Annotated in this window: 13 protein-coding genes; 8 read left to right on the top strand and 5 right to left on the bottom strand. The window is 39.0% G+C overall.

The window, feature by feature from the left end; genetic code table 11:
- Positions 1-13 precede the first annotated feature (13 nt).
- The 3 genes from VB620_RS12865 to arsJ all read left to right on the top strand — a co-directional run bounded on the left by VB620_RS12865 (position 14) and on the right by arsJ (position 2933).
- Complete coding sequence (locus tag VB620_RS12865; protein ID WP_323196551.1) at positions 14-352, top strand: hypothetical protein; 339 nt, start codon at positions 14-16, stop codon at positions 350-352.
- A 156-nt stretch (positions 353-508) separates the two neighbouring features.
- Positions 509-1519, top strand: a complete 1011-nt coding sequence (locus VB620_RS12860; protein ID WP_323196550.1) for an ArsJ-associated glyceraldehyde-3-phosphate dehydrogenase — start codon at positions 509-511, stop codon at positions 1517-1519.
- A gap of 154 nt (positions 1520-1673) precedes the next feature.
- Positions 1674-2933, top strand: a complete 1260-nt coding sequence (gene arsJ / locus VB620_RS12855; RefSeq protein ID WP_323196549.1) for an organoarsenical effux MFS transporter ArsJ — start codon at positions 1674-1676, stop codon at positions 2931-2933.
- A 194-nt stretch (positions 2934-3127) separates the two neighbouring features.
- Here the strand turns inward: arsJ and rppA are convergent, their stop codons facing one another.
- Entirely contained in the window at positions 3128-3820 is a 693-nt protein-coding gene (gene rppA, locus VB620_RS12850) for a two-component system response regulator RppA (protein ID WP_323196548.1), read from the bottom strand.
- 56 nt (positions 3821-3876) lie between these two features.
- Between rppA and hisG the strand changes: the two genes are divergently transcribed.
- Entirely contained in the window at positions 3877-4524 is a 648-nt protein-coding gene (gene hisG, locus VB620_RS12845) for an ATP phosphoribosyltransferase (protein ID WP_323196547.1), read from the top strand.
- Between the two features lie 69 nt (positions 4525-4593).
- Here the strand turns inward: hisG and VB620_RS12840 are convergent, their stop codons facing one another.
- The gene (locus tag VB620_RS12840; protein WP_323196546.1) at positions 4594-5016 is read right to left on the bottom strand and encodes a Fur family transcriptional regulator; all 423 of its coding nucleotides are present in this window, start codon (positions 5014-5016) and stop codon (positions 4594-4596) included.
- A gap of 170 nt (positions 5017-5186) precedes the next feature.
- Between VB620_RS12840 and VB620_RS12835 the strand changes: the two genes are divergently transcribed.
- The 3 genes from VB620_RS12835 to VB620_RS12825 all read left to right on the top strand — a co-directional run bounded on the left by VB620_RS12835 (position 5187) and on the right by VB620_RS12825 (position 9347).
- Positions 5187-5717 (top strand): peroxiredoxin, encoded by a 531-nt coding sequence (locus tag VB620_RS12835; protein ID WP_323196545.1) that lies wholly within the window; start codon positions 5187-5189, stop codon positions 5715-5717.
- A gap of 110 nt (positions 5718-5827) precedes the next feature.
- Positions 5828-7183, top strand: a complete 1356-nt coding sequence (gene gor, locus VB620_RS12830; protein ID WP_323196544.1) for a glutathione-disulfide reductase — start codon at positions 5828-5830, stop codon at positions 7181-7183.
- Positions 7184-7568: 385 nt separating this feature from the next.
- Positions 7569-9347, top strand: a complete 1779-nt coding sequence (locus VB620_RS12825; protein WP_323196543.1) for a sensor histidine kinase — start codon at positions 7569-7571, stop codon at positions 9345-9347.
- Positions 9348-9387: 40 nt separating this feature from the next.
- On the opposite strand, the gene VB620_RS12820 is transcribed toward VB620_RS12825, so the two are convergent.
- The 3 genes from VB620_RS12820 to VB620_RS12810 all read right to left on the bottom strand — a co-directional run bounded on the left by VB620_RS12820 (position 9388) and on the right by VB620_RS12810 (position 13705).
- A complete protein-coding gene (locus VB620_RS12820) occupies positions 9388-10710 on the bottom strand; it encodes an ATP-binding protein (RefSeq protein WP_323196542.1) in 1323 nt (440 codons plus the stop codon).
- Positions 10711-10948: 238 nt separating this feature from the next.
- Complete coding sequence (locus VB620_RS12815; protein ID WP_323196541.1) at positions 10949-12223, bottom strand: tellurite resistance TerB C-terminal domain-containing protein; 1275 nt, start codon at positions 12221-12223, stop codon at positions 10949-10951.
- A 141-nt stretch (positions 12224-12364) separates the two neighbouring features.
- Positions 12365-13705 (bottom strand): ATP-binding protein, encoded by a 1341-nt coding sequence (locus tag VB620_RS12810; RefSeq protein WP_323196540.1) that lies wholly within the window; start codon positions 13703-13705, stop codon positions 12365-12367.
- Between the two features lie 87 nt (positions 13706-13792).
- On the opposite strand from VB620_RS12810, the gene VB620_RS12805 reads away from it, so the two are divergent.
- Entirely contained in the window at positions 13793-14113 is a 321-nt protein-coding gene (locus tag VB620_RS12805) for a TMEM14 family protein (RefSeq protein WP_323196539.1), read from the top strand.
- The last annotated feature ends 160 nt before the right edge of the window (positions 14114-14273 follow it).

The following is a 14273-nucleotide window of genomic DNA, read 5'->3' as shown; positions in this document are numbered from 1 at the left end:
TCTGGGGATTTGGATGATTGCTCCAATTATCATGTTAAGCAGTATTCCCTTTTACAAATACTTTACCGTCTGGACGTTTAATCGCATAGAGCAAAAAATTATCAAAACCATAACTTACCTATTTCGCAAAGACCATACCGACATTTTTCCCGTCAGCGAAATTCAATCCATTCTAGTTGAGCAGCATCATGATGAGGGTTGTACTTCTACAGAATTATATATGGTGCTAAAATCTGGTAAACAAATTACCCTTAGTCAAAGTTCCCACAACGATAATACAAGCCAACAAGCTTCTGACCTCAAATACCATGAAGAAATTGCTCAGAAGATGCGTAATTATCTTGGCTTGTAGAATTTCTACCGGTTGCGGAAAAGACAGTTATTATCATAACTTTTCCTAATACATCAAGTTTTATTGATGAATATTTGTATACATTAACCTAGTTGTAATTGACATATCAAGTTTTTTTGAAATGATATAAAGGGAAACTTAATATCACCCCTAAAAATGAAACTGCGTGTAGGAATCAACGGATTCGGTAGAATTGGACGGCTAGCCCTCCGTGCTGCTTGGGGTTGGTCAGAATTAGAGTTTGTTCATATCAATGAAATCAATGGTGGGGCTGTAACAGCTGCACACTTATTAAAATTTGATTCCGTTCACGGACGCTGGACACCAGAAGTAGAAGCCGCAGAGGAACGAGTATTAATTGATGGTAAACCCCTCAGCTTTAGTGAATATGGTCAACCAGGTGAAGTTCCTTGGGATGAATTAGGCGTTGATTTGGTGCTGGAATGCTCCGGTAAATTCCGCACACCTGCAACTCTCGACCCCTATTTTAAAAGAGGTGTACAAAAGGTTATCGTCGCTGCACCAGTTAAAGAAGAAGCCTTAAATATAGTCATGGGGGTAAATGACCATCTGTATCAGCCAGAAAAACATAATTTACTCACTGCTGCTTCCTGTACTACTAACTGTTTAGCTCCAGTTGTCAAAGTCATTCACGAAGGTTTGGGAATTAAGCATGGAATTATTACTACCATCCATGACAATACCAATACTCAAACCATTGTCGATGCACCTCATAAAGATTTGCGTCGGGCGAGGGCTACGAGTTTATCTCTGATTCCCACAACGACAGGTTCCGCAACAGCCATTGGTTTGATTTATCCCGAACTGAACGGTAAACTCAACGGTTTAGCCGTGAGAGTCCCATTACTGAATGCTTCATTAACAGACTGTGTATTTGAAGTTCTGCGACCCACCAAAGTAGATGAAATTAATAGTTTGTTGAAAGCCGCTTCTGAACAAGAACCACTTAAAGGGATTTTGGGTTACGAAGAGCGTCCGTTAGTATCTATTGATTATAAAGATGACCCTCGTTCTGCCATTATTGATGCTCTCTCCACAATGGTGGTGAATGAAACTCAAGTCAAAATCCTAGCTTGGTATGACAACGAATGGGGTTACGCCAATCGGATGATTGAACTCGCCCGTAAAGTTGCATTGAGTCATTAGTCATTAGTCATTGGTTATTGGTGATTGGGAAGTTACCGTCTTATCCCCCCTGCACCCTGCCCCCCTGCCTCTTATCTCCCCTGCACCCTGCCCCCTGCCCCCCTGCCTCTTATCTCCCCTGCACCCTGCCCCCTGCCCCCCTGCCTCTTATCGCATGACTTCTACAGCTTCTCGCGCTAATCTCAAGAATTATATTCTTGTTACCCTTGCTTATTGGGGTTTTACTATTACTGATGGTGCTTTACGAATGCTGGTACTGCTGTACTTCAACAGTATTGGCTACACACCATTGCAAATCGCCTCTCTGTTTCTGTTCTATGAAATATTCGGGGTTGTAACCAACTTTTTAGGCGGTTGGATTGGTTCTCAATTCGGATTAAAAATCACCCTTTATGCAGGTATCGGGCTACAAGTTTTCTCAATGGTGATGCTGTCATGGCTGAATCCCGATTGGGCTGAGTGGCTTGCAGTGGCTTATGTAATGGTGGCTCAGGCATTTTCTGGGGTTGCTAAAGATTTAACTAAAATGAGTTCTAAGAGCGCGATTCGCTTGGTTGTACCCCAAGAGGCTAAATCTTCTTTATTTAAATGGGTAGCAGTGTTAACTGGCTCGAAAAATGCCCTGAAAGGAGTGGGCTTTTTTGTGGGTAGTGTGCTGTTAACTTCTGTGGGCTTTAGCAATTCCCTGTTGATGATGGCTGGGGGATTGTTCTTGATTATGTTCACTGGGTTGATGTTGCCTCAAGGGATGGGGAAAATCAAGGCAAAGGTTAAGTTTAAGCAACTATTTTCTAAGAGTAAAGAAATTAATATTCTCTCAGCTGCGCGATTTTTTCTCTTTGGTTCGCGGGATGTCTGGTTTGTGGTGGGATTACCTGTTTTTCTCCGGGGGACTTTAGGCTGGTCATTTGAGCAAGTGGGTGGATTTTTGGCTTGTTGGGTGATTGGCTACGGCGTGATTCAGTTCTTCGCACCCATGCTGATGCAGCGATTTGGTTCTGGTCAGCCACCCCAATCAAAGACTATCCAATTTTGGACATTTACCCTCACAGCTGTTCCTGGTGCGATCGCCCTAGCGTTACAATTAGGTGTACCCGGCAACATAGCAATTATTGGCGGACTCCTAGTATTTGGAGTAGTCTTTGCATTCAACTCCGCAGTGCATTCCTACCTAGTGCTAGCCTTCACCGACGACGACAAAGTAGCCCTGAATGTCGGCTTTTACTACATGGCCAACTCTGGTGGAAGATTAGCCGGTACAGTCTTATCAGGCTTAGTTTTCCAGTATTTCAACTTAGTGGGTTGTTTGTGGACATCCATGTTACTGGTACTAGTCGCCGCACTAATTACAATAAAACTACCCGACCCTCAACCAGATAAAACCATAGCCTGGAAATCCCAAGGTGGAGAATAGAGAAAAAAGGGCGTTGGTGAATCAAAGTATGAAATGCCAAAATCACCATTCTTATTCTTCTTACCTTTGCGCCTTTGCGCCTTTGCGTGAAACAAATTCATATTCTCAATCAGCAACGCCGAAAAAAGACCTTCTCTTCCCTTCCTCTCTACCTCTCCGCGTACCTTTGCGCTTCCCTCCGCGTACCTCTGCGTTTAATCCATAGAAGTTCCAAAACGGTAGCCCTTACCATAAACAGTATGAATTAGCGGAGTTTCCTTCCCTACCTCAATCTTCCGCCGCAACAAGCGAATTAACGCCGCTATCACATTACTATTCGGTTGTTCGTGTTCTGGCTGCCAAAGATTTTGTAAAATCTGAGCATGAGTCAGCAAATTTCCAGTATTTTGCATAAAATATTGCAGCAGCTGACTTTCCTTTTGAGATAACTCAATAATTCGTCCTTGACGATAGGCGACTTGATTTTCACTATCAAGCTCTAAATCAGCCACTGTCAGCCTTCCACTTGTCGTTTCATGAGTTGGGGAACTTGAACGACGCAACAAAGCACGAACTCGCGCTAATAACTCTCGCAGTTCAAAGGGTTTGACTAAATAATCATCAGCACCTGCATCTAAACCTTCCACCCGGTCATCTAAAGTATCTTTGGCTGTGAGAAAAAGTACAGGTGTGACTTTACCTTGGCGGCGCAATTCCTGACAAATCTCTAAACCTGTTTTTCCGGGTAACATCCAATCTAAAATCAATAAATCATAAGTACCCAAGGCGGCAAATTCGCTCCCTGTTGCACCATCGTAAGCCATATCCACACTGTAACCCTGGCGCTTTAACAGGCGACTTAGAGGGTCAGTTAGTTCTACTTCATCATCAACTAATAAAATTCTCATGGTGCTGATGGTAAGCAATCAAGATATTCTCAAATAAATGAACTACCAAAAAGAAAATGTTAACTGTTGCATTACCCAAAGGGGAACTACTCAAAAATAGCATCCGCTTGTTCCAATCTGTAGGATTGGATTTTAGCGCTTTTTTAGATTCGGGAATGCGCCAACTGCAAATTACTGATGCTAGCGGACAAGCCAAAGGACTGTTGGTGCGGGGACAAGATGTACCTGTATATGTGGAATATGGTCAGGCTGATTTGGGGATTATTGGTTACGATGTACTGCGGGAAAAAAAACCACAAGTTGCACATTTAGTTGATTTACAGTTTGGTTATTGTCGAATGTCGGTGGCTGTAAAAGCCTCTAGTGACTATAAATCACCCTTAGATTTACCGCCTCATGGTCGAGTTGCTTCTAAGTATGTCAATTGCGCCCGTGAATATTTCCATAGTTTAGATTTACCTATAGAAATTGTACCTTTGTATGGTTCAGTAGAATTAGGCCCCATTACGGGAATGTCGGAAGCGATTGTGGATATAGTTTCTACAGGGCGGACTTTGCGCGAAAATGGTTTAGTTGAAATTACGACTTTGTATGAAAGCACGGCACGATTGATTGCTCACCCTTTGAGTTATCGTTTGAATACAGGGAATTTGCATCAATTCGTGGAAAAAATCCGCCAGGAAGCTTCTTTAACTACGGTTTAACTCGAAAAAATCTCCAGAATGTGAGACGTTCTGGAGTTTCTCAAAAGTGCCTTTTATACCTTGCTTATTTTACGGCGTAACACAGCGATCGCACCAACCCCGAACAGTCACTTCATAGCTTTCGCCATACATACCAGGACTAAGATTTTTCATATCTATGCACTCAAACCTTTCCCAAGGAATATCTTCAATCGCACCACATCGGCGACAGCAAAAGTGGTGATGGGGTTCAACATTCGCATCATAACGACAAACCCCCTCCTGTAATAAAACTTCCTGCACAAGTCCCACTTCTCTGAGGGCTTGCAGAGAACTATAAATAGTCGCTTGGGACGACACAGGAAAATCTTTGTTCAGATCCGCCAGAATCGTCTCTACTGTAGGGTGATCAGACCGAGATAACAAATTTGCATAAACTGCGAACCTCTGAGGAGTCACCCTCAAACCCTTAGACTTTAAGGTTTGAATGATTGTGTGTGCCTCTTGCTGCATATTTGCTGCTACATTTTATATTTTAACGATTTCCCTATTATAATCTCCCTGATTAATAAATTTGTATTATATGTGAACCAATTAAATAAATAAGTATTTATAACTATTGAAAATTTATTAAATCAGAATTATTCTGAGATAATTAAAGCTCAACAAATCAAAAAATTAATATGGCTATTATCGAAAAAGTTCCCAGCGTTGTATTCAAAACCCGTGTGCGCGACGAATCCATTGGTGGTTCTAACCCCTTCCGTTGGGAAGACCGCACCACACAAGATATTTTCGGTGGCAAGCGTGTAGTAGTATTCTCACTACCAGGAGCTTTTACCCCCACTTGTTCCACCTCTCACCTTCCTCGCTACGAAGAACTCTACGATCAATTCAAAGCCTTGGGAATTGATGACGTAGTTTGTGTATCTGTAAATGATGCCTTTGTTATGTTCCAGTGGGGCAAGCAACAAGGCGCTAAAAATGTTACACTCCTACCTGATGGTAATGGTGAATTTACCCGCAAGATGGGAATGTTAGTTGATAAATCTAACCTGGGCTTTGGGCTGCGCTCTTGGCGTTACTCAATGGTCGTCAATGACGGCAAAATTGAAAAGACTTTCATTGAACCTGGTTACGAAGATAACTGTCCCACCGACCCATTTGAAGTTTCGGACGCAGACACCATGCTCAATTACCTAAAACAAGCTTAAACTCTGCTGCTGTGTAATATTTTAAGAGACTGGACATTGGGAATTGGGAGATCAAAAACTTTTCCTCATTCCCTACTCCCGGTCTTGAAAATCTAAAACTTGAGGGACACATGAGTTACGATTTCGACTTATTTGTGATTGGTGCCGGATCTGGTGGTATTGCCACCGCTAGACGGGCTGCGGAATATGGAGCCAAAGTAGGGGTAGCTGAATTTGATCGACTAGGCGGAACCTGCGTAAATCGTGGCTGTGTCCCTAAAAAGTTAATGGTTTATGCCTCCCATTTCCCGGAATTGTTCTCAGATGCCCAAGGATACGGCTGGAGTGCAGTTCAAAGTTCTCTGGATTGGGAAAAAATGATTACGGCAGTCAATAATGAAGTGACGCGCCTGAATGGTATTTATCAAGGGATGTTGGACAAGTCCAAAGTTCAACTTTTTCAGGGATATGCGACATTTGTTGATGCCCATACAATTAAAATAGGCGATCGCCAAATTACCGCAGATAAAATTTTAATTGCAGTGGGTGGGTATCCCGTCAAGCCAGAAATACCCGGAATTGAATATGCCATTACTTCCGATGATATCTTCCACCTCAAAGAACAACCCCAGCGTCTAGTTATTTTAGGCGGAGGTTACATTGGTTCAGAATTTGCCTGTATCCTCAACGGACTGGGAAGCGAAGTCACCCAAATAATTCGCCATGATAAGATTTTGCGTGGTTTCGATGAAGACTTGCAAACTGAAATTCAGCAAGCAATGGGGAACCACGGGATCAAAATTCTCACTAATAATGAAATTACAGCCATTGAGAACACCGATTCTGGGCTGAAGGTGACAGTTCGCGGTAAGGGTGATGCTGAGGAGACAGTAATTGTTGATGCCGTCAGTCTAGCCGCTACAGGGCGCAAACCCAACACCGAAAAATTAGGTTTGGAAAACACCAAAGTTCAGCTAGATGAAAATGGCGCAGTTGTCGTTGATAAATACAGTCAAACTGCTGAAGAAAATATCTATGCAGTGGGAGATTGTACAGATAATATTAATTTAACTCCCGTGGCGATTAATGAAGGTCGCGCCTTTGCAGATACGGTATTTGGTAACAAATCTCGGCATATGAGTTACGAAAATGTCCCCACAGCTATTTTTACCACACCAGAAGCTGCAACTGTCGGTTTAACTGAAGCCGAAGCCAGAGCTAAATATGGTGATGCTATTAAGGTTTATCGCAGTCGTTTTCGATCAATGTACTATGTTTTACCTGGTAAAGAAGAAAAAACCATGATGAAATTAGTGGTTGATCAAAATACCGATAAAGTGTTAGGCGCACACATGGTAGGGACAAACGCTGCTGAGATTATCCAAGGTGTGGCGATCGCAGTTAAAATGGGTGCTACTAAAGCTAACTTTGATGCCACAGTCGGGATTCATCCCAGTTCTGCTGAAGAATTTGTCACCATGCGATAAATTTAATTAGCTAATAAATTGGAAGATGCCCTGGATTCACTGAAATCTGTGGGCATTTTTCGTAACACTGATAATATTAACACCGCAGAGATTACTCATTATCTTCCTCAGTAAAAGGATTATTGCGTTAGCGAAGCTTACCGAAGGTATCGCTTCGTAGTGGTATCTCTCAAACCATACTATAGAAGTATAGACATTGTAACTTATATAGAGTATAAATAAAGGCTATAGATATTGTCTTATTAACTTACTAACTGCTAAAAATCAATCAAAAAACTTGACAATGTGCATTACAAAATATTACAAAACAGACATTTTTACATATCACGGTGAATAACCGTAATTTATCAATTTAAAAAATATATACAAGAGAGATATATATATTATGTATGACTTAAAAAAATTCACTTTACGAGATATGTCTGAATGCGGTTTAGCTCTGCGTCATTTAGGCAATGAAGCTAACAGTATGGAAGAAAGCAGTAATTATATTACCCAATATCTTTATGATAATTTAATTGATAAACAATCTGGTGAAAAATCCTGTGCGCTAATCCGGTTTTTTAAAACCCAATCCTACAAAGAACTCACACCAGAATTACAAGAACATACAAATAATCTGTTAGAAAATCAGCGACCAGAAGATAATCTCAAATGCTTAACTTTATTAGCAACTGCTGGGGAATTACCAGAATGGAACTCACGATATAAATCTGAAGGACACAAAGTCATCCCTTTACTCAGTGAAAAGATGATTGCGCGGATACCGATGATTTTTCAACTAATGCAACAACTAGGGCTAAATATTAGTACCGTAATACGACCAGACCCAAACTTATTAACTGATTTAGAACAACGGATGTATAACATCTTTTATGTTCCTGACGCTCTAGGTAGTCCTTATATTCCTTCACAAACATCATTTGTAATTCCACATAATATCAAATCTGTAATTGGCTTTGGAGGATTATTACCTTCAGGTAACATATTCACAGTTCTCATGTTCTTGAAAATTGCGGTTCCCCAGGCTACTGTCGATTTATTACGTCCATTAGCACTAAACGTCAAAATGGCAATACTACCTTTTAAAAATGACAGAATTTTCATCGGTCATGAACAACCTCATGTCAATAAAAAAATAGTTCCAAAAATAGAGAATGAAATCTTACAATATTTAAACTCACAAATAGCCACACTAAATCAGCTATTAGATGTATCAGAACAATCTACCATTAGTCAATCAGATCGTCTTGAAAAGACAAATATACATCTTCAAAAAACTTTAGAAGAGCTTCAATCAACTCAAATTCAGACAATCCATAACGAAAAAATGTCTGGATTAGGACAACTCGTTGCTGGTATCGCCCATGAAATTAATAACCCTGTTAATTTTCTTCATGGTAATCTTCAATATGCTACAGAATATACTGATTCAATTTTAAAAATTATCCAAAAATACCAAGAGTATTATCCGAATCCTCCCGAAGAAATTCAAGAATTAATTGAAGAAAACGAATTAGAATTCTTGACTCAAGACCTAGCAAAAATTTTAACTTCTATGAAGCTAGGAACAAAACGAATTACTGAAATAATTAAATCACTGCGGAACTTCTCTCGTTTAGATGAAGCAGAAATTAAAGAAGTTTATATTCATGAAGGTATTGATAGTACCTTAATGATTTTAGAACATCGCTTACATACCAAAGATAATAAATTTCCTCAAATTCAAGTTATTAAAGAATATAATGAATTACCTTTAGTAGAATGCCATCCTGGTCAGATAAATCAAGTTTTTATGAATATCCTTAGTAATGCTATTGATGCATTAGAAGATAGTATTAAATCACAGTTCATAGATAATAGTCAACTAGAAAAACCCAATAAATTAGTACCAACTATTCACATTCGTACTCAGGTAATTGATGACAAATGGGTAGAAATTAGCATTGCTGATAATGGTGGTGGAATCAATGGAAAAATCTCCGAAAAATTATTTGAACCCTTTTTTACTACTAAACCGATAGGTAAAGGTACTGGCTTAGGTCTATCAATCAGCCATCAAATTATAGTGGAAAAGCATCATGGAAAAATTAGTTATATTTCTGTTCCAGGGCAAAGGACAGAATTTGTGATCAAGATTCCGATAAAAGCTAAAAATACCTGAATTTAATATAAATAAAAAACCGGAGAATAAGTAATAAGAGTCACAAACTAAACTCTGCTGCGTCATCCTCATCTACATCTTTACTCATAGCATTAAGCTGAAATTGATCACCATGAATTAATTCACTAAAATTCATTCCTGGATTTTGATGCAAAATATTCAACAAGCTAATAAAATCTCGCACAATTTCCCCAGGTGTCAGTAAAGCTTCCGCACCTAAACGGGTAGTAATTTCTTGTACAAATTCCTTTAAATCAGAATTTTTCAAAATTGCTTGATAACCGAAATTGAGTGCATGGATTTCAGTTAACCGTTGCAAAAGTGTGATAATTTCCCCCTCACTCAACGGATTAAGGCGAATAACTGGCCCTAATTGTTCTTGAACCCCTGACTGTGTAGCAAAACGGCTTTCCTTTGTACGTCTGCGCCAAGCTTGGTCTGCAAACAGTCCTCGGTTCGGGTCTTCTAAAAATCTGGTTGTCCCGCCAATAAAAATTCCCAAATGTTCAGCTTTGCACTGCATAGTGTCATTAAACATCGTCAGCAGTCTGTTATAGTTTCGTTCACGGGTGACTGTCGTTGATATTTGATATAAATTTACAGCTTCATCAATTAAAATTAATAGTCCTTGATAACCAATCTCCGCCACAAATTTAGCAAATAGTTTGATGTAGTCATACCAACTATCATCATCAATAATGACCCGAACTCCTAACGCTGCTTTTGCTTCAGTTTTAGTATTAAATTCTCCCCGCAACCAACGCATAGCCGCATTTTTTAAATTATCATCATCTAACCGATAGCCACGCCAATAGGCAATAATTACGCTACCAAAATCAAAACCATGTACTAAATCTTCAATATACTGCACTACTTCCCTAATTTTGGCTTCCACTTCGTTATCAAAACCATCATCATTAGGACGCAAGTCAGTTTCTTTAACCACTTGTTGTTGAATTTTATTAATCCATCCTTCCAAAATGGAAACCAAAGCGCCACCATCAGGACGAGTTTTTGTAGCTAAATGGCTCATTAATTCCCGATAAGTTGCTAAACCTTCATTATGGGTTCCAGCTAATCGCCGTGAAGAAGATAAATCAGCATCAGCCACCACAAAACCTTGCTCCATAGCCCGGTTGCGAATTAATTGTAATATAAAACTTTTACCTGAGCCATAATTACCAATTATAAACCGAAATGCTGATACACCTTCGCCGATATCATCCAGATTTTGGCAAAGGCTTTGCAGTTCTTTTTCTCTTCCCACTGCGATATGTTCAACTCCTGTTCTCGGTACTACTCCAGCGCCGAGGGAATTAATTAAAGCAGTGGAAATTTTTTTAGAGATTTTGAGTTTAACCATGTAGTTTACTTCATTAAATTGTCAACGCAGAGGTATAGGATATATAGTTCAGGACTGCACTTCAGAAAGTTTATGTTTAGAGATTGGCTGGCAAAAAATCAACCCCATTACTGCATTTCGTTCCCCAAAATAAGCTAATCATGACTTACGCAAAAACTCTTTAAAATCCTCATTCCTCTGTGTCCTCCGCGTCTCTGTGGTTAGTTATTCCGTAATTTTTGCATCAGTCCTAGCTAATTTAATTTGATGAGGCTTGTCTAGTTATAATATCTTCATACATACGCAGCATTTTAACCACATTTGATCTATGCTCTTCATAAACTTGAGGAGTTTCTAAATTGGTAGCAATTATTAATTCTCCAATAGTATCATTGGCGTGTTCATTTATAGCATCAATTAAGAGATTTGGCATAGTAATATTAGTTTCTGCAACTTGTTTCAGAATTATCTGGGGATTATCTTCTTCTACTATGGCTTTGAGTACGTGAATTTCATGGCTAGGGAGGATTCCTAAAAAATCTTGCCACTCTTCAGGTAAAATCTCATTTATATCACTGGTATCGATGGTAGCAATTAATTCTGCAAAAGGAAACACATCATTGACTTCTTCATTTAAGTTCCCTGATGATAACTCTGGATTTAATGTTTCTGTTTGTTGGAGTAATTCCCAAACTTGGCTCTGTAATAAATCTCGTTCTTCCTGCAATAATGAGATTTGAGCGGATATGTGCTGCAATTCCGACTGGTTTTCTGTGATTTGATTCTGGATGTAATTAAGATTATCTGCTAAATTATTCCTTTCATTGGCTGTAGAAACTAATAATTGTTTTTGCAGGTTATGCTGTGTTTCTAGTTCTTGGGTTTCAATTCGCAGTTCATACATTTTTTCCTCTAGTTGGGGTTTGAGTCTACCTAGCAGACTGACATTACTTTCCAGTTCTTGTTTTTCTTGCTGAAGGTCAGTAATTTGATTTTCCAATTGCATTATTTCAGCACGAAATGTATTAGAGTTTAACTCTAAGCGACGTTTTTCTGTTGTGAGTTGAGAACAAGCATTTTGAAGGTCTGCTTGATTTTCTATAAATTTTTCTATGTTAGCAGTGATATTAATGCTTTCGGTTTCTAACTGCTTTTTCTGCGCAGCAAATATGCCTAAATCTCGATGTATGCTGTCTCGTTGATTACGAGAATCTAAGATTTGTTTTTCCAGTTTTTGAGACTCGGCATATAGTAGTTTACGATGTTCTTCTATTTGATTAATTTCTTTAACTAGCCGTAGTTTAAGCCCCTCCATTTCTCTAATTCGTTTACGTTGGGAAGTTAAAATTAGCATTTCGTATTGACTACGACGCTTATCGGTAAATAGGGCGGCTGCATAGGTAGCAAGTACGGTGATTATAGCTGTGATTAAGGCTTGATTCAAATCCCATTTGGGAACTAGACTAATACCAAAACTTATACTAAAGGCAACTAGTCCTAGAATATATCGATTGCTGATCATTGCTGATTGCATATTGGTTTTTTTTAGGGTCGTTGATTTGTCAGAATAGATAGTTGTTAATGCCATGACCACTTATCACTATTATTTTGAAATCTTTAATTTTAAGTATTTGTTTAGAGGATGATAGCTGTAGTTGAAAGTTTTATTACTGGCTTATTTTTTAGGGGGCTGAGATAGTGCTAAATCTGCTTTTAAAAAATCAATAAACTGTCTGGCTGTACGTCCTGAACGACCATTGTGACGTGTTGCCCATTGTAATGCTTGATATTCTAAATCTTCTGGAGTAATATTAATGTTAGCTAAGTTAGCTAGATGTTGAACGATTTTTACATAGGTTTTCTGATCTGCTGGTTCAAAAGTGAGTGTTAGACCAAAGCGATCGCTAAATGAAAGCTTTTCCTGCATTGTATCCCAAGCATGGATTTCATCGTTGTCTTTGGGTGTGGGTCTATCTCCAAAATACTCCCGAATTAAGTGGCGACGATTGGAAGTAGCATAAACAACGACATTTTGGGGACGTGCGGTTAAATTCCCTTCTAAAACTACCTTCAGGGCTTTAAAAGCATCGTCATCTTCTTCAAAGGAAAGGTCATCGACAAAGATGATAAATTTCTGTGATACTCCCCGCAACATTTCCACAATTTTGGGTAAATCCTGTAAGTCAGATTTGGCGACTTCCAGCAAGCGGAGATGGCGGTGGCTATACTCATTTAACAAAGCTTTTACCAATGAAGATTTTCCCGACCCCCGACTTCCATAAAGTAGTATATGCAGTGCTACCTGTCCTGATAATAAAAACTCTGTATTTTTGATCAAAGTTGCTTGTTGAGACTCGTAACCCACCAAACTATTCAGCTTGATGGTGTCAGGATATTTAATTCCCACAAATTTATTATCTTGCCAACGCAAAGCATGATATTCTGCAAATAAGCCTGTACCAAACTGTCGATAATAAGCTGCTAATTCTTCTACAGCATCACCCCAATTGTCTAAACTTTGTAGCAACAGTATGAATTTAGTCTCAATGCTAATATTGTTTTCTCTGTACCAAACAATAGGTGAAATGGGCAAATTGGCTACAGTTTTTACCCACTCACTCAAAGCAGCGCAGCTACATTCATAAAGGTTTTGTAATACCTGTAAATCATGTTCAACTGCGGCGACTAAAGCACGGGGTAAATCCTCAAAGTTTTGTTGTTGAGCGAGTCTACTAAAAGGATTATCAGAGATGAGAATTTGAGTAATTAGGTAATCCTCCCAATTTTGATATCTAGCAGTTAAGGCGTGAAAATAATTACCATAGGCTTTCAAACAACTCCGTGCATCGGCATCAGTGTAACGTATAGCTTGCAACAGGTCAAGAAATGCGATCGCCACTTCGCTAGACAGCACAGATTGATACAGTAAAAGTGATGCTGCTTGACATTGCAGGAATTGAACCTGGCTATGGCTATAAGATGAATTACTGGCTTTTGGCATTGCTGGATTATCCATCAATTAACTGGGTAGTGTAGCTAAAGGACTATGATCAAATGTCTACTGACAGTGGTAACAAAATCAAAATCTACATAAGTGTTAACAATGAATCTAAGTATAATTGCTACATTAGTTTATGGTATCTTAGCAATGATTGGTGGAATTATTGGCTACATTCAGGCTAATAGTCAAGTTTCCCTAGTTAGTGGGGTTATTAGTGGTTTATTACTCCTTGTTGCTGGTTACTTTCAAATCCAAGGTGAATCCTGGGCTTTGATTGTAGCAGTTTTGGTTACTGTAATTTTAGTAATTTTCTTTGCATTGAGATTCGCTAAAACACGTAAGTTTATGCCTGGGGGATTAATGGTAATTTTGGGGATGTTGGCATTAGCGTTAATGGTGCATCAATTAATTATCGGTAGGTAATTATTATCCTCAATTTGAGGTGAATATATTTTAATAATACATTTATACTATAAAAAGTCATCCTTGTGCCAATACCAAGGATAAAAGCCCCCAACTTCTCCGTATTGCCGAGTTATAAGAGTTTTTGATCACAGTAATTTCTTGGGTGATACATATATCA

This window comes from Nodularia harveyana UHCC-0300 (assembly GCF_034931085.1).
In the GTDB taxonomy this organism is placed as follows: Bacteria; Cyanobacteriota; Cyanobacteriia; order Cyanobacteriales; family Nostocaceae; genus Nodularia; species Nodularia harveyana.
Note: the sequence above shows the minus strand (reverse complement) of the source record. Positions and strands in the feature narration are given on the sequence as shown.